This window comes from Nocardia asiatica NBRC 100129, assembly GCF_000308415.1.
GTDB lineage: Bacteria > Actinomycetota > Actinomycetes > Mycobacteriales > Mycobacteriaceae > Nocardia > Nocardia asiatica.
The window spans coordinates 20,018-36,666 of sequence record NZ_BAFS01000276.1 but is presented as its reverse complement, the minus strand read 5'-3'; the positions used below and the strand labels follow the sequence as shown (position 1 = coordinate 36,666).

At 68.4% G+C, this 16,649-nt stretch carries 15 protein-coding genes; 5 read left to right on the top strand and 10 right to left on the bottom strand.

Annotation, left to right across the window (positions count from 1 at the left end):
* Positions 1–121 precede the first annotated feature (121 nt).
* Positions 122–970, top strand: a complete 849-nt coding sequence (locus tag ON27_RS26520) for an SDR family oxidoreductase (protein ID WP_043733613.1) — start codon at positions 122–124, stop codon at positions 968–970.
* A gap of 647 nt (positions 971–1,617) precedes the next feature.
* Here ON27_RS26520 and ON27_RS26515 read toward each other — a convergent pair.
* Complete coding sequence (locus ON27_RS26515) at positions 1,618–1,995, bottom strand: VOC family protein (protein WP_043733610.1); 378 nt, start codon at positions 1,993–1,995, stop codon at positions 1,618–1,620.
* Between the two features lie 125 nt (positions 1,996–2,120).
* On the opposite strand from ON27_RS26515, the gene ON27_RS26510 reads away from it, so the two are divergent.
* The gene (locus tag ON27_RS26510) at positions 2,121–2,891 is read left to right on the top strand and encodes a TetR/AcrR family transcriptional regulator (RefSeq protein ID WP_043733608.1); all 771 of its coding nucleotides are present in this window, start codon (positions 2,121–2,123) and stop codon (positions 2,889–2,891) included.
* Here ON27_RS26510 and ON27_RS26505 read toward each other — a convergent pair.
* The gene (locus tag ON27_RS26505) at positions 2,888–3,421 is read right to left on the bottom strand and encodes a carboxymuconolactone decarboxylase family protein (protein WP_083887826.1); all 534 of its coding nucleotides are present in this window, start codon (positions 3,419–3,421) and stop codon (positions 2,888–2,890) included. The genes ON27_RS26510 and ON27_RS26505 overlap by 4 nt on opposite strands.
* A 229-nt stretch (positions 3,422–3,650) precedes the next feature.
* On the opposite strand from ON27_RS26505, the gene ON27_RS26500 reads away from it, so the two are divergent.
* Positions 3,651–4,526: a hypothetical protein gene (locus tag ON27_RS26500; protein ID WP_043733605.1), complete on the top strand. Its 876-nt coding sequence runs from the start codon at positions 3,651–3,653 to the stop codon at positions 4,524–4,526.
* Positions 4,527–4,530: 4 nt separating this feature from the next.
* Here ON27_RS26500 and ON27_RS26495 read toward each other — a convergent pair whose 3' ends face one another.
* The 6 genes from ON27_RS26495 to urtA all read right to left on the bottom strand — a co-directional run bounded on the left by ON27_RS26495 (position 4,531) and on the right by urtA (position 10,576).
* Positions 4,531–5,232: a GntR family transcriptional regulator gene (locus tag ON27_RS26495; RefSeq protein ID WP_043733604.1), complete on the bottom strand. Its 702-nt coding sequence runs from the start codon at positions 5,230–5,232 to the stop codon at positions 4,531–4,533.
* A gap of 5 nt (positions 5,233–5,237) precedes the next feature.
* Complete coding sequence (urtE, locus tag ON27_RS26490) at positions 5,238–5,930, bottom strand: urea ABC transporter ATP-binding subunit UrtE (protein ID WP_043733602.1); 693 nt, start codon at positions 5,928–5,930, stop codon at positions 5,238–5,240.
* Complete coding sequence (gene urtD / locus ON27_RS26485; protein ID WP_043733598.1) at positions 5,923–6,777, bottom strand: urea ABC transporter ATP-binding protein UrtD; 855 nt, start codon at positions 6,775–6,777, stop codon at positions 5,923–5,925. The genes urtE and urtD overlap by 8 nt, the downstream gene beginning before the upstream one ends.
* Positions 6,774–7,919 carry an urea ABC transporter permease subunit UrtC gene (gene urtC, locus ON27_RS26480; RefSeq protein ID WP_043733596.1) on the bottom strand — a complete coding sequence of 382 codons (1,146 nt, stop codon included), beginning with the start codon at positions 7,917–7,919 and terminating at the stop codon, positions 6,774–6,776. The genes urtD and urtC overlap by 4 nt, the downstream gene beginning before the upstream one ends.
* The gene (gene urtB / locus ON27_RS26475) at positions 7,916–8,800 is read right to left on the bottom strand and encodes an urea ABC transporter permease subunit UrtB (RefSeq protein WP_043733595.1); all 885 of its coding nucleotides are present in this window, start codon (positions 8,798–8,800) and stop codon (positions 7,916–7,918) included. The genes urtC and urtB overlap by 4 nt, the downstream gene beginning before the upstream one ends.
* A 501-nt stretch (positions 8,801–9,301) precedes the next feature.
* Entirely contained in the window at positions 9,302–10,576 is a 1,275-nt protein-coding gene (urtA, locus tag ON27_RS26470) for an urea ABC transporter substrate-binding protein (RefSeq protein ID WP_051047015.1), read from the bottom strand.
* A gap of 374 nt (positions 10,577–10,950) precedes the next feature.
* On the opposite strand from urtA, the gene ON27_RS26465 reads away from it, so the two are divergent.
* Positions 10,951–12,780 carry an acyl-CoA dehydrogenase gene (locus ON27_RS26465; RefSeq protein ID WP_043733591.1) on the top strand — a complete coding sequence of 610 codons (1,830 nt, stop codon included), beginning with the start codon at positions 10,951–10,953 and terminating at the stop codon, positions 12,778–12,780.
* Between the two features lie 5 nt (positions 12,781–12,785).
* Here the strand turns inward: ON27_RS26465 and ON27_RS26460 are convergent, their stop codons facing one another.
* Complete coding sequence (locus tag ON27_RS26460) at positions 12,786–13,631, bottom strand: TetR/AcrR family transcriptional regulator (RefSeq protein WP_245560158.1); 846 nt, start codon at positions 13,629–13,631, stop codon at positions 12,786–12,788.
* A 74-nt stretch (positions 13,632–13,705) separates the two neighbouring features.
* On the opposite strand from ON27_RS26460, the gene ON27_RS26455 reads away from it, so the two are divergent.
* A complete protein-coding gene (locus tag ON27_RS26455) occupies positions 13,706–14,932 on the top strand; it encodes an MFS transporter (protein ID WP_043733589.1) in 1,227 nt (408 codons plus the stop codon).
* A gap of 273 nt (positions 14,933–15,205) precedes the next feature.
* Here the strand turns inward: ON27_RS26455 and ramB are convergent, their stop codons facing one another.
* On the bottom strand, positions 15,206–16,612 hold the full coding sequence (gene ramB / locus ON27_RS26450; RefSeq protein ID WP_043733585.1) for an acetate metabolism transcriptional regulator RamB: 1,407 nt from the start codon (positions 16,610–16,612) through the stop codon (positions 15,206–15,208).
* Between the last annotated feature and the right edge of the window lie 37 nt (positions 16,613–16,649).

Genomic DNA, 16,649 nt, shown 5'->3' with positions numbered 1-16,649 from the left:
AGACAGTGTGCTGGGTGGTCATGACCGTCATCGTACCCAACTTGACCGCAGTGGCCGCGAAATGCATAGTACTTACGAATAGTTAGTGCATGTTGATTCGTACCTATCTTGGGAGGTAGTCATGACCGTCGCCGTGACCGGGGCCAGCGGCCAGCTGGGCCGACTCGTGGTGGAAGAACTGTTGCGCTCGGAGACGCCGGTCGTCGCGATCGTGCGCGATCCCGCGAAGGCGGCCGACCTGGCGGACCGCGGGGCGGACGTCCGCCAGGCCGATTACGGCGACCCGGCCGCGCTGGAGCGGGCCCTCGACGGCGTCGACCGGGTGCTGTTGATCTCGGGCAACGAGTTCGGCGCGCGGGTGGCCCAGCACACCAATGTCATCCGCGCGGCCGAGCGCGCGGGCGTCGAGTTGCTCGCCTACACCAGCATTCCGGGCGCGACCGACAACCCGCTGATCCTCGCGCAGGAGCACCGGGCCACCGAGGCCGTGCTCGCCGAATCGGCGGTGCCGCACGTGCTGCTGCGCAACGGCTGGTACTGGGAGAACTACGCGGGCGGCCTCGCGCACGCCGTGGAGTCCGGAGTGTTGTACGGAGCCGCCGGCGAGGGTCGTGTGGCGGGCGCCGCGCGCGCCGACTACGCCGAGGCGGCCGCCCGAGTGCTCACCACCGATGATCACGCGGGCCGGGTGTACGAACTCGGGGGCGGGGCGAGCCTCACCTACGCCGAGCTCGCACAAGCGATTTCGGCAGCTGCGGGAAAGCCGGTGCGCTACGAGAATCTGCCGCAAGCGGAGTACGCCGCCGCACTGATCGAAGCCGGGCTACCCCAGACCTACGCCGAGGCGCTCGCCGACGCCGACGCGGGCATCGCCACCGGCATCCTCGACGTGCGCTCCGGGGACCTGGAGAAACTGCTCGGCCGACCGGCCACCACAGCCGTCGAGGTCTTCCGGGCAGCGCTCGGCTGAGTCGTCCCAAGTCGCTCGCGGCCGCCCATGGCTGCCGTGGTGTCCATCGGCACCTTCCAGCGCTGCGCCACTCGGCAGAACTGGTAGCCGGCATCGGCGACCCGTCTCTCCCGCACGCGATGCGGCAGATCGCGCTGATGGTCGCGGTAGTCTCATCTGCGCTGCCGGAGCCGCCTCAGCCGCTTCCGGCGGCCACCTCCGCAAAAGATTCCGGAAGGTGATCAGCGCAGGTGGTACCGCGACCAAAATCCCGGACGCCCCAACTCTCCGAGAACCCGCGCCCGGCGCACCGCAACCGCGTTTTTCAGGCGAAGCGAGACCGGGCATGCGCGCGTTCGCGGGCATGGAAATGCCTGCCGGTGTGGGTTTCGCGTCGAAGGAGCGTGCAGGGCTCGCCACCGGAGACGGCGAGCCGACGTGGTGTGATCACCGCCTGACGCGCCCAGCGCACCTCAACCACGTCTTTCGAGCGAAGCGAGACCGAGCATCCGCCGTTCGCGGCCCGGCTCGCGTCCGAGCGGCCGCCGCGTCCGCGACGAAGTCGCCAGCGGTGGTCGCTCGGACGCGAGCCACCAGGGGGCCGCGAACACGCAGCGCCGCAGGCGCTGCAAATCAGACACAGAACACGCCGCGCCGAAGGCGCGGCACTAAATCCACTGCACCAGTTGGATGATGATTCCGTTGGGATCGCTCATCTGGAAGTACCGCTCGCCCCACTCTTCGGTTTCGATGGGCGTCACGATCGGCACCCCTTCTTCGCGCAGCCGTGCGTATTCGGTGTCGATGTCGTCGACGACGAAGACGACGAGCAGGCCTTCGCCCGCGCTGCCTGCCGCGCTCTTCGGTTTGAAGCTCCCTAGTCCGGTGCGCAAGTAGATGACGTTCAGTCCGGCGTCGTCGCGCTCGAGTGAGACGAATCCGTCGGCCGACATCTTCTCCTCGAATCCGAGGTGGTCGATGAGGAATTTCGCCGAGGCGAGCGGGTCGGGGACGTTGAGCGAGATGGCGGAAGCGGTGATGTTCATGGTCCTCCTCGGCGAACTAACTCTGTACGAAGTACACTGTATGTTGTAAGGAGTTTTGCGGCGGGGTGCACTATGAGCTGGGTCACATCCATGCCATCGGTGCCTCGAACGGGTGAGGAGGCGGCGTGGGTCAGCCGAGAGAACGCAGTGGCGCGGGCGACCCGGTCCGCACACTGGAGCTGCTATGGCGGATTCCGCCCGGCTCCGGTCGTGGGCCGAAGCAGCGCAGCAGTGTCGAGGCGGTCGTCACCGCGGCGATCGAGATCGCCGACGTGGAGGGAATCAACGCGGTCACGATGCGCGCGGTCGCCGCCCGGCTCGGCCTGACTCCGATGGCGACCTACACCTACGTGCCGGGCAAAGCCGAGCTGATCGACCTGATGCTGGACACGGTGTACGCGCGAATGGAGCGCGCCGACCTCACCGGTCTGCCCTGGCGCGAGCGGGTCACCCGCATCGCGGCGGAGAACCGGACAATGCTGGCGCGGCATCGCTGGGTGGCCTATCTGCCGACCACCCGGCCGCCGCTCGGGCCCGGGCTCGCCGCGAAATACGACCACGAACTGCGGGCTTTCGCCGACCTCGGACTCGATGACGTCGCCATGGACGCCGCGCTGACGTTCGTGCTCGGCTTCGTCACCTCGGTCGCCCGCATCGCCATCGACAGCGAGCGCGCGGCCTCCGACAGCGCCATGTCCGACGGGCAGTGGTGGGAACAGGCCGCGCCGGTGCTGGCGCAGGTCTTCGACGCCGAGCGCTACCCGCTCGCCGCCCGCGTCGGCACGGCCGCGGGCCGCGCGCACGACGCCGCCTACAGCGCCGAGCACGCCTACGAGTTCGGATTGGCGCTGGTGCTGGACGGTTTGGCGCGCCGGATCGAGGAACCGGGCGGCTAGACGCCGTCGCGCTGGATGCGCAGGGCGGTGATGGTGGAGGCCAGCCCGTCGTATTGGTTGATCAGCAGGACGATCTCGATCAGGCTGCGCTCGTCGTAGTGCTTCGCCAGCTCCGTCCAGGTGTCGTCGTCGAGATCGCGCGTGCGCACCAGCTGGTCCACCGCGGCCAGCAGCGCGCGGTGTTTGTCCGACCAGCCCGCCGCGTCCGGCCCCTGGCGCAGCCGTTCGAGGATGTCGGCCGTCACCCCGGCCCGCTTGCCGAGCCGGATGTGATGGTCCATCTCGTAGTCGCAGCCGCGCAGATGGGCGACGCGAATGATGACCAGTTCGGACTCGTGGCGCGGCAGCCGCCCGCCGGGCATGAGCTTGCCCGAATAGTGCAACCAGCCGCGGAACAGACCGCGGGTGCGGCCGAGCGTGCTGAACAAGTGGGCGTCGCCGGTGCCGGCGGCACGGGAGAGCACCTGCCAGACAACCCAGTTGAGCGGGCCGAGCTCCCGGAGCCGTCCGGGTGAGATGCGTGGTTGCAGCGCTGAAACCATGCTGGTTGCCACCTCCGCGTGGTCTGTGCGGCCGGCGTCGGTGCCGGCCGAGAGTAGAGCCTACTTGGCAGTATCCCGCGTAGCGCGCCACCATTCTTTTGCTTTCGGAGTGGTTTTCGGCCGGGTACCCCGTCATCATCAGTACCGGTGCGGGTGGCCGCAGCCGCAGTGGTCTTTCGCGGCGTCAGAGGTGGACAACAGGTCGGCAGGGGAACAGATGCTGGTGAGGATCAGGCCCGGAGCGGAGCTTTCCGGCGCGGAGCAGGAATTCGTCGCGTGCCTGCGGTCGTATCCGTCGACCGGCCTCGCCGTGATCGATCTCGAGGCGGACAACCGGCGCGTCGACGCGGTGGTGTGGACGCCGCGTGGCCTGACCGTGCTGGAGGTGCACGGCTTCCAGCGCAGGCAGAGCGGCATTCTCAGCACACCGGCCGAAGGGCCGTGGAAGATCAGCGACGCGCCGGTGGAACTGGACGACCCGGAATCCGGGAGCCCCGCCGAGCGGGTCGAGCACGGCATGTACGCGGTCAAGCACATGCTCCAGCGGGCGCTGCAGGACCCGGGGCACATCTCCGGCGCCGTCGTGCTGGTCCCGTTTCGCGGGGCCGTGGTGCGCCCGGCGCGCACGAACCTGCGGCCGGGCTTGGACGTCGTCGTCGGCAACGTCACCGACGCGACCGAGCTGCGCATCTACCTGGAGGGCTTCTCCGCGGGGCCGCGCAACTGGACCGCGGACCGCGTGATCGGCGCGTGCGGCGCGCTCGGTCTCGCGCAGCTCGCCCCGTCCCGTGCCGAACTCCTCGAAGCCGGCTTCGAGGAGAACGTGCCGGAGCCCGTCACGACCATCGCGCGCACACCCAAGCCGCGCGTCGAGCCGACACCGGGCGCCGCGACGAAGAGCCAGGCCTACGCGGGTTGGTCGGTCGTCGTGATCGCCGTGGTCGGCGTCCTGTTCGTACTCGGCGTGATCGCCACCGCGCTGACGCACGATTCGGCGCAGCCGGGTCGCGTGACCGATCCGACGACGAGCGTGACCCCGTCGCCGCCCGCGTACCGGCCCACCGACTGCTATCCGTTCCAGTCGAACTGCTGACCCGTCAATCCCGCACGGCGCGACCCAGTTTGGTCAGGCGCAGCGCGTGCTGGGCACGGGACAGCACGTGCGCGCGCGAGGTGTCGATATGTGCGGTGAGCGTGGCAGACGCCGCCTCCACCGCACCCGACAGCAGGTGCTCGGCCACCGCGATGTGCTCGGCGGTCATCGTGGCGATCCGTTCCGGAGTCGGCATGTCCAGCGTGCGCACCGGCCGCACCCGGATGTGCACGGCGGTGAGCGCCTCGGCGAGTGCGGCGTTGCCCGCGGCCGCGAGCAAGGTGGTGTGGAACCGTTCGTCCGCGGCCACCAGCGCGGGACCAGGCTCGGGCGGGTCGTCCCGCAGTGCGCGCCAGGCGTCGAGTTCCGCGCGCACGAGATCCAGATCGTGCCCGGGCGCTTCGCCCGCCGGACCCACCCGCCGCATTCCCCTGGCCTCGAGCACGAGCCGCAACTCGTAGAGGTGGTCCAGTTCGTCCAGCCGGGGACGGTACGGGTAGAGGCCGTCGGCGAGCCGCTCGACCAATCCGTCCGCCTGCAACCGGGCCAGCGCCTCGCGCACCGGGGTGCGCGACACCCCGTACGCTTCGGCGAGGCGTTCTTCGCCGAGCCGTTCGGTCGGCACGATCGCTCCGGTGGCCAGATCCCGGCGCAAGGAGTCGTACACCTGCTCGCGCAACGGGATCCGACCCCTGTCACGGGTCATGGCGCTCAGATCGCCATCGCCGAGCGGACGTCGCTCTCGGCGTCCGCCCCACCCGCGCCCGTGGAGGTCACCCGGCCGGATCGCAGCACGTAGTAGCGCTGCGCCGCCTGCAAGGCGAAGCCGATGTGCTGTTCGACCAGCAACACGCTCAGTCCGCCGCGCCGGGTGAGATCGATGATGGTGCGCTCGATCTCGGCGACCACCGACGGCTGGATGCCCTCGGTCGGCTCGTCGAGGATGAGCAGCTTCGGCTCGGTGATCAGCGCCCGCGCGATGGCGAGTTGCTGACGCTGGCCGCCCGACAGCAGGCCCGCTTTCCGGCCGAGCAGTTCGCGCAGCGCCGGGAACAGATCGAGCGATTCGTCGATCAGCGCCTTGCCGCGTTTCCGGCCGTCCGCCACCACTTGCAAGTTCTCGGCGGTGGTCAGTTGCGGGAAACTCTGCTGTCCCTGTGGCACGTACGCGATCCCGCGGCGTACCCGGCGTGACGGCGACAGTTTGGTGATGGTCTCGCCGTCGAACGCGATGCGCCCCGACTTCGCGCCGATCAGTCCGACGGCGGTGCGCAGCAGGGTGGTCTTCCCCGCGCCGTTGTGTCCCATGACGGCGACCACGCTGTCGTCCGGCACGGTCACCGAGACGCCGTGGATCACCTCGGTGCGGCCGTAGCCGGAATGGATATCGGTGAGTTCAAGCATCGCTGTCCCCTTTCCGGGGTGACTCGGGGCTCGGCGCGGTCGAGGCGTCCTCCAGCTCGGTCCCGACGGCCGCGGCGGTGCCGAGATAGACCTCCTGAACCTTCGGATCCGCCTGCACCTGTTCGACGGTTCCCTCGCTGAGCACCTTGCCGCCCGCGAGGACGGTGACAGAGGTGGCGAAGGCGCGCATGAAGTCCATGTCGTGCTCGACCACCACGACCACCCGGTCGCCGCCGATGCGGCGCAACAGGTTCCCGGTCTCCTCGCGCTCCTCGGCGCTCATCCCGGCCACCGGCTCGTCCAGCAGCAGCACCGACGCGTTCTGCACCAGCAGCATGCCGATCTCGAGCCACTGCTTCTGCCCGTGCGCCAGCACCCCGGCGGGCTTGTCGCGCAGCGCGGCCAGACCGGTGATCTCCAACGCCTCCTCGATCGCGGGAAGCACCGACCTGCGGCGGCGCAGCATGGTGAGCGCCGAGCGGCCCGCGCCCGCGGCGATGTCGAGATTCTGCAGCACGCTCAATTGCTCGAACACGCTCGCGGTCTGGAACGTCCGCCCGACGCCGAGCCGGGCGATCCGGTGCACCTTCTTGCCGAGCAGTTCGACGCCGGTCTTCTGCGCCGACCCGGTCGCCGGGACCAGCCCGGTGATCGCGTCGATGAGGGTGGTCTTGCCCGCGCCGTTGGGGCCGATGAGGAAGCGCAAGTCGCCCTGCAACACCGTCAGATCCACTTCGGTGACGGCTTTGAAACCGTCGAAACTCACCGACAGACCGCGGATCTCGAGGTACTCGCTGGACATCCCGGCGTTACCGCCGACCTTCGGTTCGTGCGTCGTCCGGGTCATCGCGATTCCACCTTCTCCGTCGCCGGTTCCGGACGCGCCTCGACCACCACGGCCACGGGCGTGGCGGCGCTGCGCCGGAACCGGTTGTCGCGCAGGCCCTTCACCAGCGGCCACAGCCCCGCGAGCCCCGCCGGGACGAAACCGACCACCACGATGAACAGCACGCCTTGCAGATAAGTCCAGCCCGACGGGAACTCCTCGGACAGCGCCGTCTGCGCCCAGGCCACGCCGATCGCGCCGAGCACCGGCCCCAGCAGGGTGGTCCGGCCGCCGATCGCCACGCCGATGAGGAACGCGATGGACGGAACCACCCCGATGTCGGCGGGGGAGATGATGCCGACGATCGGAGTGAACAGCGCACCGGCGATGCCCGCGAAGAACGCGGCGACCACGTAGGCGACGATCTTCACGTTGGCCGGGTCGTAACCCAGGAAGCGCACCCGCTCCTCTTGGTCGCGGACCGCCACGAGCAGTTCGCCGTACCGGCTGTGCATCAGTTGCCGCACCAGCGCGACCACCACCAGCAACGTGCCCGCGGCGAGGAAGAACAGCATGCGCCGGTTCACCGGGTCCGACAGCTTGAAACCGAAGAAGGCGCGGAAATCCGACAGACCGGTGAATCCGCCGATGGCCTGCTGGCCGGTCAGCAGAATGGCCAGCGCGGCAGCCAGCGCCTGACTGAGGATGGCGAAGTAGGCGCCCTTCACGCGCCGCTTGAACACGCCGTAACCGAGCGCCGCGGCGATCAGGGCGGGCAGCACCAGGATGCCCAGCAGCGCCACCGGAGCCGACGCGAAAGGCTGCCAGAACGACGGCAGTTCGCGAATGCCCGCGATCTCCATGAACTCCGGCACGTCGTTGCCGAGCCGGGCGGCGTCGGCCATCTGCAGGTGCATGGCCATGATGTAGGCGCCGATCCCGAAGAACACGCCTTGACCGAGGGTCAGCATCCCGCCTCGCCCCCAAGCCAATCCGATGCCCACCGCGACGATCGCGAAGCACAGGAACTTCGCCAGTAGGTTGAGCCGGAAATCGCTGAGCACGGCGGGCGCGACCGCGAACAACAGGATCGCGGCGACGGCGAATCCGGCCGACGTGGTGAACCAGGATCGCGCGCGCCACCGCTGTACGAGCGAGGTCATGCCAGACTCCTTGTCCGGACGGTGAACAGGCCCTGCGGGCGGACCTGCAAGAAGATGACGATGACGACGAAGACGACGACCTTCGCGATGGACGCGGTGGTCGAGTATTCGATGTAGGAGTTGAGCAGGCCGAGCGTGAACGCCGCGATCACGGTGCCCTTGATCTGACCGAGCCCGCCGATGACCACCACCAGGAACGCGTCGATCAGGTAGCTCTGACCGATGGTCGGGCTGGTCGAGCCGATCAAGGTGAGCGCGACACCGGCCACGCCCGCCAGGCCAGAGCCGATGAAGAACGTGCTGATGTCGGTGAAACGGCTGGAGACGCCGGAAGTCTCGGCCAGTCCGCGGTTCTGCACCACCGCACGGATGCGGCGGCCCAGCGGAGTCGCCTTGAGCACCGCGGCCAGCGCGCTCACCGCGACGACCGCGAGGACGAGAATGAAGATGCGCGTCTTCGGCACCACCGCGCCCAGGATCGTGACACCGCCGCTGAGCCACTCCGGCGCGATGACGTTCTTGGCGGGCGCGCCGAAGATGTCGCGGGCCAGCTGTTGCAGCACCAGCCCCACCCCGAAGGTGACCAGCAGGGTGTCCAGCGGCCGGTCGTACATCCAGCGGATCAGGCCCATCTCCAGCGCGGCGCCGAGCAGGCCGCCGACCAGGAAGCCGATCAGCAGGGAGACCACGAGCGAGACGCCCGCCGACGAGACGACCTTCTGCACCACGTAGGTCGTGTAGCAACCGGCCATGATGAATTCGCCGTGCGCCATGTTGATCACGCCCATCTGACCGAAGGTCAGCGAGAGCCCGAGCGCGGCGAGCAAGAGGATCGATCCCAGACTCAGCCCGGTGAAGAGCTGTCCGATCACTACGTCCATGGGAGAAAGGCTCCTGTGTCTAATTGCCGCGACTTCGTCGCGGCGTGTTCGCGGCCCCTTTGTGGCTCGCGTTTGCGCGGCCGCCGCTTGCTCCTTCGTCGCTTGCGCGGCGGCCGCGCAAACGCGAGCCGGGCCGCGAACGGCGGATGCTCGGTCTCGCTTCGCTCGTAACCTGGAGTGTTGGTGAGCGGGGCACGTAGGGAGCGTGTGTGCGGCCCGAAAGGTTCGCCTGGCCGTGTTCCGTGCTTTGTTGTTCGCGGCCTCCTGAGTCGATCTGGGGGTTTGTCGGCCTCTGTGGCGGTGAGCGTTCGCGGCGTTCGGTCCGTGTGGTCGCCGCTTGTTCGATCGGCCGTCACTTCGGACGTGAGCCAGGCTGCTTGTTGCCGTGACCGGATCGGTCCGATGCTGTCCGCGGCCCCCCTCATTACTCGCTCCGCGTGACCGCCCGTGCGATGGCATCGCTGGGCGGGCACCGGCAGCTGGGCCGCGGACAGCGGCGGACTACTTCAGGCCCTTGGCCCAGTCGTAGGACTTCAGGTACGGGTCCGGCGTCACGGCCTTGCCGGAGTCCCACACGGTGTAGATGAGGCCGTCGGGACGGATCTCGCCGATCCGGGCGGTCTTGGTGATGTGGTGGTTCGAGCCGTCGATGGTGACCAGCCCTTCGGGCGCGTCGAAGCTGACGCCGTCGGCGGCGGCCTGGATGTCCGCCACCTGGAACGACTGGGCTTTCTCGACGGTGTTCTTCCACAGGTAGACCGAGGCGTACGCGGCCTCCATCGGGTCGGAGGTCGGCTTGTCGGCGCCGAAGGCGGCTTTGTAGTCGGCGACGAACTTCTTGTTCACCGGGTTGTCGACGGTCTGGTAGTAATTCCACGCGGTGAGCTGTCCGGCGATGTGCTGGGCGCCGATGCCGGCGACCTCTTCCTCGGCGATGGACACCGAGACCACCGGCATCTCGGCGGCCTTCAGGCCCGCGTTGCTGTACTCGCGGAAGAACGCCACGTTGGAGTCGCCGTTGAGGGTGTTGAACACCGCGCCCGCCTTGGCGGTGCGGATCTTGTTCACGATGGTGGAGAAGTCGGTGGACCCGAGCGGGGTGTAGTCCTCGCCCTTGATCTCGATGCCGTTGGCAGCGGCGTACGCCTTGATCTCGCGATTGGCGGTCTGCGGGAAGACGTAGTCGCTACCGACCAGGTAGAGGGAGGTGATGCCCTTCTGCTTCAGATAGTCCAGCGCCGGGACGATCTGCTGGTTGGTGGTCGCGCCGGTGTAGAAGATGTTCTTGCTGTCCTCCAGGCCCTCGTACTGGACCGGGTAGTAGAGCAGCGAGTTCAGGCTCTCGAACTTCGGCTTCATCGCCTTGCGGCTCGACGAGGTCCAGCCGCCGAACACCGCGGCGACGCAGTCGGAGCTGATCAGCTTCTCCGCCTTCTCCGCGAAGGTCTTCGGATCCGAGGCGCCGTCCTCGAGCACCAGCTCGATCTTCTTGCCGAGCACGCCGCCCGCCGCGTTGATCTGGTCGACGGCCAGTTTGGTCGAGTTGGCGACGGTGACCTCGGAGATGGCCATCGTGCCGGACAGCGAGTGCAGCGAACCGACCTTGATCGAGTCCTTCGAGGTGTCCACGCAGGAGGCGGCGTTCGAGCCGGTGGTCGAGGCGTCGTCCTTGGCGCCACAGGCGGTCAGCAACAGGCCGGCGAGCGCGAGAGCGGTGGGCGCCGCCACCGCTCGGATCAAGCGCCTGGAGCGATGGACGGCACGGGAATCTGGCATGGGGCGAACCCTCTCCTCATCAGGTGTTGCCGCGGCGTCGGCTGGGCGCCGCACCGAATGCCGCCGTCTTCGCCCCGCTCACGGCTGTAGACGGGGCTGTATACAACGGCTGTATCCGTGCTGCGAACGGTAGCCAGGAGTTGTTGCGCCGGAATATCTCTCGATGACAAGTCCGTTTCGTCTGTTTCGCCGGTGTGAACCTTTCCCGTAAACGGACGGTGAACAGTTGTGAGGTTGTGGCAAACCCGCTGGCCGGGGCCCAGGTGGCTACGGTTGCGTAGCGTCGCCACGATGCGGCACGCTTCGATTCGGACGACGGCTGAACCGTCCGATGCCGCGGCGGCGGGCCGCGGACTCGAGTCGAGGAGGACCCGATGGGCCACTACAAGGCGAACCTGAGGGATATCGAGTTCAACCTGTTCGAAGTGCTCGAGCTGGGCAAGCTGCTCGATACGGGCGCTTACGGCGACCTCGATTCCGACACCGTCCGCGCGATCCTGTCCGAGGTTCGGCGCTTGGCCGAGGGGCCGGTGGCGGACTCTTTCGTGGCGGCCGATCGCGATCCGGTGGTCTACGACCCGACCACGTTCTCGATCTCTGTTCCGGAGCCGCTCCGTAGAACGGTCGCCGCCGTGCGCGACTCGGACTGGAGCCGGCTGGGCATGCCGGAGGGCATGGGCGGCACCCCGGCGCCCGCGGTGCTGGTGTGGGCGGTCGCCGAGATGATCACCTGCGCCAATCCGTCGGCGTCGTTCTTCAACATGGGCCCGGTGATGGCGTCGGTGCTGTACAACGTCGGCACCGGGCAGCAGCGGCACTGGGCCGCGCTCGGCTTCGAAAAGGGCTGGCAGGGCACCATGGTGCTCACCGAGCCCGACGCCGGTTCCGACGTCGGCGCCGGACGCACCAAGGCGATCAGGCAGGAAGACGGCACCTGGCACATCGAAGGCGTAAAGCGGTTCATCTCCGGTGCGGAGGTCGGCGACACCGCCGAGAACGTCTTCCATCTGGTGCTGGCCCGGCCGGAGGGCGCCGGACCGGGCACCAAGGGCCTGTCGCTGTTCTACGTGCCGAAATTCCTGTTCGACCCCGAGACCCTGGAGCTCGGCGAGCGCAACGGCGTGTACGTCACCGGGGTCGAGCACAAGATGGGCTTGAAGTCCTCACCCACCTGTGAACTGACCTTCGGCGGCCGCGGCATCCCGGCCAAGGGCTGGCTGGTCGGCGAGGTGCACAACGGCATCGCGCAGATGTTCCAGGTCATCGAGAACGCGCGCATGATGGTCGGCGTCAAATCCTCCGGCACCCTGTCCACCGGCTATCTCAACGCGCTCGACTACGCCAAGGATCGGGTCCAAGGCGCCGACCTGACGCAGATGACCGACAAGGCCGCCCCCCGCGTCCCCATCACCCAGCACCCGGACGTGCGGCGCTCGCTGGCCATGCAGAAGGCGTACGCGGAGGGGCTGCGCGCGGTGTACCTGTACACCGCCGCCCACCAGAACGCCGATGTAGCGCAGCTCGTTTCGGGCGCCGATCCCGATCTGGCGCATCGGGTGGACGACCTGCTGCTGCCGATCGTCAAGGGTGTGGGCTCGGAGCGGGCCTACCAGTACCTCACCGAGTCGCTGCAGACCCTGGGCGGTTCCGGCTTCCTGCAGGACTATCCGATCGAGCAGTACATCCGCGACGCGAAGATCGACTCGCTCTACGAGGGCACCACCGCCATCCAGGCGCAGGACTTCTTCTTCCGCAAGATCATCCGCGACAAAGGCGTGGCGCTCGGCCATGTCAACGCGCGGATCGCGGCGTTCCTGGACGCGAAGACCGGCCGCTTCGGCGCCGAGCGCGAACTGCTGCGCACGGCGGCGGAGGACGTGCAGGCGATGGCGGCCACGCTCACCGGCTTCCTGATGGCTGCCCAGGAGACGCCCACCGAGCTCTACAAGATCGGTCTCGGTTCGGTTCGCTTCCTGCTCGCGGTGGGCGACCTGCTGATCGGCTGGCGGCTGCTGGTGCAAGCGGAGATCGCGGCCGCCGCACTGGCCGCCGACGCTCCGGAGAAGGATCGCGCTTTCTATGCCGGGAAGGTCGCCGTCGCCCGCTTCTTCGCCAAGAACGTGCTGCCGAACCTCACCGCCGTACGCGGGATCCTCGCCGCGCTCGACAACGACATCATGAATTTGGAAGAAGACGGATTCTAGTCGTGTCAGTGCTCGGGCTGGGACAGTAGCTTGAGCACGACGGGGCGCGACAGGGTGCCGGATACCTGTCTGGCGAGCTGATTGGCGCTCGCGCCCGCGGTGTGGGCTGCCCGCAGGGCCGTGGCGAGTTCCGCGCGGGCGGCTTCGGCCGCGGCTTGGGCATCGCGCAGCCGCTGAGCGGCCCGGTGCACCTCGGACTGCTGGTCGCCGGTGGTCAAATCATTGACCAGCTCGACCTCCGGGAGGCCGGCTGTCCGCTCGCCGGAGGCCGGGTCGCGCCGCATCGCCGCCCTGGCGAACTCCATCAGGAACGCGCGGGTGGCGTCCTTGTCCGCCGCGGCGGACTCGCCGAGCAGCAGCTTGGTGGTCTGCGGCACCGCGTGCGACCAGTTGGCCAGCCCGCACAGCGCCAGCAGCAGGCGACCGGCGTTCGCGGAGTCCACGTCGAACTGCTCCTGGGCGCGGTCGGATTTGCGCACGTAATGCGCGGCGCGCCAGCCGTCGATGTCGTGCGCGTCCGCGCCGCGGTGCAGCGCCTCCCAGAGCAGCAGCCGCAACAGTTGCGGGTTGTCCCGGTGGTAGTCGAACAGTTTGCCGACGTACGCGCCGGGTTCGGTGTCGGCCAGCGGTTTCACCACGTCGATGAACTCGCGCAGCGTGTCGATCAGGATGACGTCGAACAGCTTGTCCTTGCTGCCGAACAGGCCGTAGATGCGCTCCTTGTTGACGCCCGCCGCCTCCGCGATCCGGTCGACCCGCGCTCCGGCCAGCCCGTAGCGGGCGAATTCGTCGCGCGCGGCGCGCAACAGAGCCTGTCTGGTCGCGTCACTGCGTTTCATCGTGGCCGTCATGACGGACACTTTACCATTCCATTAAACCAACTATTTGGTTGACAATGTGCGCGCTCCGGGCCTACCTTCGATCCATGGCAATGCCCACCTTCCAGTCCGTGGCTCCGGTCCGGACGCGCACCCGGGACGCCTCTTCGCGTGCCCACACCGGGCGCACCCTGCCCTTCTTCGTCCTGTCCGCCCTGCTTGCCACGGGCCAGATGTACGTTCCCATCCCGCTTTTCACCGCCATGCGAGCCGACTGGGGCGTCGGTTCGGCCGCGATGACCTGGATCATCAGCGCGTTCGCGTTCGGCTACGCAGGCGGCTTCGTCCTGTTCGGGCCACTGTCGGATCGCTACGGTCACCGCCGGGTACTGGTCACCGGGATGCTGGCGGCCGCAGTGGTCACACTATTGACCGGCATGGCGTTCAGTGCGCCGGTGGCCGTCGTCCTGCGGGTCGCGCAGGGCCTGGTGGTCGGCTCGATTCCGCCCGCGATCATGGCCTACGTCGCCACCCGCATCGCTCCCGCGCACCGCGCCGTGGCCACCATGTCCGTGGCTACCTCGTTCCTCGCGGCGACGGTGGTAGCGCAGATCGTGTCGCAGTGGATGGTGGGCGCGTTCCCGTGGCGCACCGTATTCGTCGCCTCCGCGATCGTCTTCGCCGTGCTCGCACTGGTGCTGCGGTCAGCGCTGCTGTCGGACGCGCCCACCGGTCGGGACCTGCCGCTGCGGCACAGCTACGCCGCGATTCCCGCGGTGCTGCGCATCCGGGCGCTGCTGCCGATGCTGATCGCGGGCGCGATGAGCATGGCGGTCATGGTCGGGGTGTACACCGGCCTCGAACTGACCGGGGTGGTGCGTGGCTCCGGCGAACTGCTCGCGCTGCGTGCGGGCGCGCTCCCGGTGATGCTCGCGCTGCCCGTGCTCGCGGTGCCGCTGGCTCGGCTGTCCAAGCACGGTCAGATCGTGCTCGGCGTGCTGATCGCCGCCACGGCGATGGTCATCGCGACCTTCGCGGGAACCCACCCGGCCGTGCTGGCCGTCCTGCTCGCCGTTCTGGTCGGCGGGCTCGGCATCATCGCTCCGGCCGTATTGCAGAGCGCGGGCGAACTCGGCGGTGAATCCCGCGCCGCCGCCATGTCGGTCGCCATGTTCAGCTTCTACGTGGGCGCGACCGCCGGCCCGCTGGTCGCGGCCGCCGCGGCGCCCCACGGATTCGCCACCCTCGCTTGGACACTCGCGCTGTTGCTGGTCGCCGCGCTGATCATGACGGTAGCCGGCCTACGGATGCAGCGAAGGGCGCAAGCCGCCTGATCGAACGTGGCCTCCGCCCGGTATCGGTACACCGGTACCCGGGCGGTCGTCGTGTTCCGCCGTCGGTTCGCCGCACCGGAACGACTCGGCCGGTGCAGGTCTGATCGGGCTGCGGACCATCCCAGGCGTCGTCGATCGCCATGTCGCGGAATTCCCGAGCCGCGTCGCGCGGCATCGTGACCGCTGCGGCCGCGCCCGCTCGAGTGTGGCGGCGGCGTTGTGCGCCCGCTCGAGCGTGGCGGCGGTGTGCGGTGTGTGGTGTGCGGTGTGCGACTACTTCAGCACGTACGGCGATACCGAGCTGCGATGTTCGCTGATGTCGAGCACCTTGCCCAAGGGCGGGAATGCGCGCTGGGGGCAGTTGGCGCGTTCGCAGACCCGGCAGCCCGCACCGATCGGCGTCGGCTGCACTTCGTCGAGGTCGATGCCGTCGGCGTAGATCACGCGGGCCGCGTGCCGCAGTTCGCAGCCGAGACCGATGGCGAAGGTCTTGCTCGGCTGGCCGAAGCGGGTGGCGCGGCGTTCCACCGTGCGCGCCACCCACAGGTATTTGCGGCCGTCGGGCATCTGCGCGATCTGGGTCATGATCTTGCCGGGATAGGCGAAGGTCTCGTAGACATTCCACAGCGGACACGTCCCGCCGCTGGCGGAGAAGTGGAAACCGGTGGCGGACTGGCGCTTGGACATGTTGCCCGCCCGATCCACCCGCACGAACGAGAACGGCACGCCGCGCAGCGACGGCCGCTGCAACGTGGAGAGCCGGTGACAGATGGTCTCGTAGCTCTGGGTGAAGAACGCCGACAGCCGTTCGATGTCGTAGCGGAAGTCCTCGGCGACCTCGTGGAAATGCGTGTACGGCAGCACCGTCGCCGCCGCGAAGTAGTTGGCCAGGCCCAGCATGGCCAGCTTGCGCGCGTCCTCGGACGCGAAATTTCCCTCCTCGACCAGCTTTTCCAGCAGCTCGCCGCACTCGAAGTAGGCCAGCTCGGCGGCGAGCTTGAACGACCGTTGCCCGCCGGACAGGTGCGGGGCGATCTCCAGGTTCCGCGTCTGCGGATCGTAGCGGTGCAGCACACCCTCGCCGAGGTCGATGCGCTCGGTGATCCGCACGTCGTGCGCGCGCAACATCCTGGCGACCTCGCTGTTCACGTCGCCGCCGTGGAAACGGATGCGCGCGGTGAGGTCTTCCGCGGCGGTGTCCAGCTCGTGGATGTAGTTCTGCCGCTGATAGAAGTAGTCCCGCACTTCCTCGTGCGGTTTGCTGATCGCCCCGCTGCCCGCGCTGTCGGCGAACCGATCCTCGGTGGCCGCGGCCAGCTGCGCGGAGGTGTTGCGGTACCGGTTGTGCATGTTGACCAGCGCGCGGGCCATACTCGGGTGTGCCGAGACCATGTCCGCGATCTCCTGGGCGTCGGCCTCGATGCCGAGTTCCTGGTCCATCACCACCTCTTGGAGTTCGGCGATGAGGCGGGTGTCGTCCTGGGCGGAGAAGAAGGTGGCGTCGACGCCGAACACGTCGCTGATCTTCAGCAACACCGGGACGGTGAGCGGGCGCACGTCGTGCTCGATCTGGTTGAGATAGCTGGCCGAGATCTCCAGCTGCTGGGCCAGGGAGACCTGGCTCAGCCCGCGTTCGGTCCGCAGCTGACGCAACCGAGCGCCGACATAGGTCTTGGCCATGCGTCCAGTTTATGGTCGCTTTCGCATCCGTGCCAAT

Coding starts and splice junctions, on each gene's coding strand:
- urtC (WP_043733596.1), bottom strand. CDS start 7,919: ATGACCTCGCTCGTACAGCGGTGGCGCGCGCGATCCTGGTTCACCACG.
- ON27_RS26455 (WP_043733589.1), top strand. CDS start 13,706: ATGGCAATGCCCACCTTCCAGTCCGTGGCTCCGGTCCGGACGCGCACC.
- ON27_RS26460 (WP_245560158.1), bottom strand. CDS start 13,631: ATGACGGCCACGATGAAACGCAGTGACGCGACCAGACAGGCTCTGTTG.
- urtE (WP_043733602.1), bottom strand. CDS start 5,930: ATGCTTGAACTCACCGATATCCATTCCGGCTACGGCCGCACCGAGGTG.
- urtD (WP_043733598.1), bottom strand. CDS start 6,777: ATGACCCGGACGACGCACGAACCGAAGGTCGGCGGTAACGCCGGGATG.
- ON27_RS26515 (WP_043733610.1), bottom strand. CDS start 1,995: ATGAACATCACCGCTTCCGCCATCTCGCTCAACGTCCCCGACCCGCTC.
- urtB (WP_043733595.1), bottom strand. CDS start 8,800: ATGGACGTAGTGATCGGACAGCTCTTCACCGGGCTGAGTCTGGGATCG.
- ON27_RS26500 (WP_043733605.1), top strand. CDS start 3,651: ATGCTGGTGAGGATCAGGCCCGGAGCGGAGCTTTCCGGCGCGGAGCAG.
- ON27_RS26520 (WP_043733613.1), top strand. CDS start 122: ATGACCGTCGCCGTGACCGGGGCCAGCGGCCAGCTGGGCCGACTCGTG.
- ON27_RS26465 (WP_043733591.1), top strand. CDS start 10,951: ATGGGCCACTACAAGGCGAACCTGAGGGATATCGAGTTCAACCTGTTC.
- ON27_RS26495 (WP_043733604.1), bottom strand. CDS start 5,232: ATGACCCGTGACAGGGGTCGGATCCCGTTGCGCGAGCAGGTGTACGAC.
- ramB (WP_043733585.1), bottom strand. CDS start 16,612: ATGGCCAAGACCTATGTCGGCGCTCGGTTGCGTCAGCTGCGGACCGAA.
- urtA (WP_051047015.1), bottom strand. CDS start 10,576: ATGCCAGATTCCCGTGCCGTCCATCGCTCCAGGCGCTTGATCCGAGCG.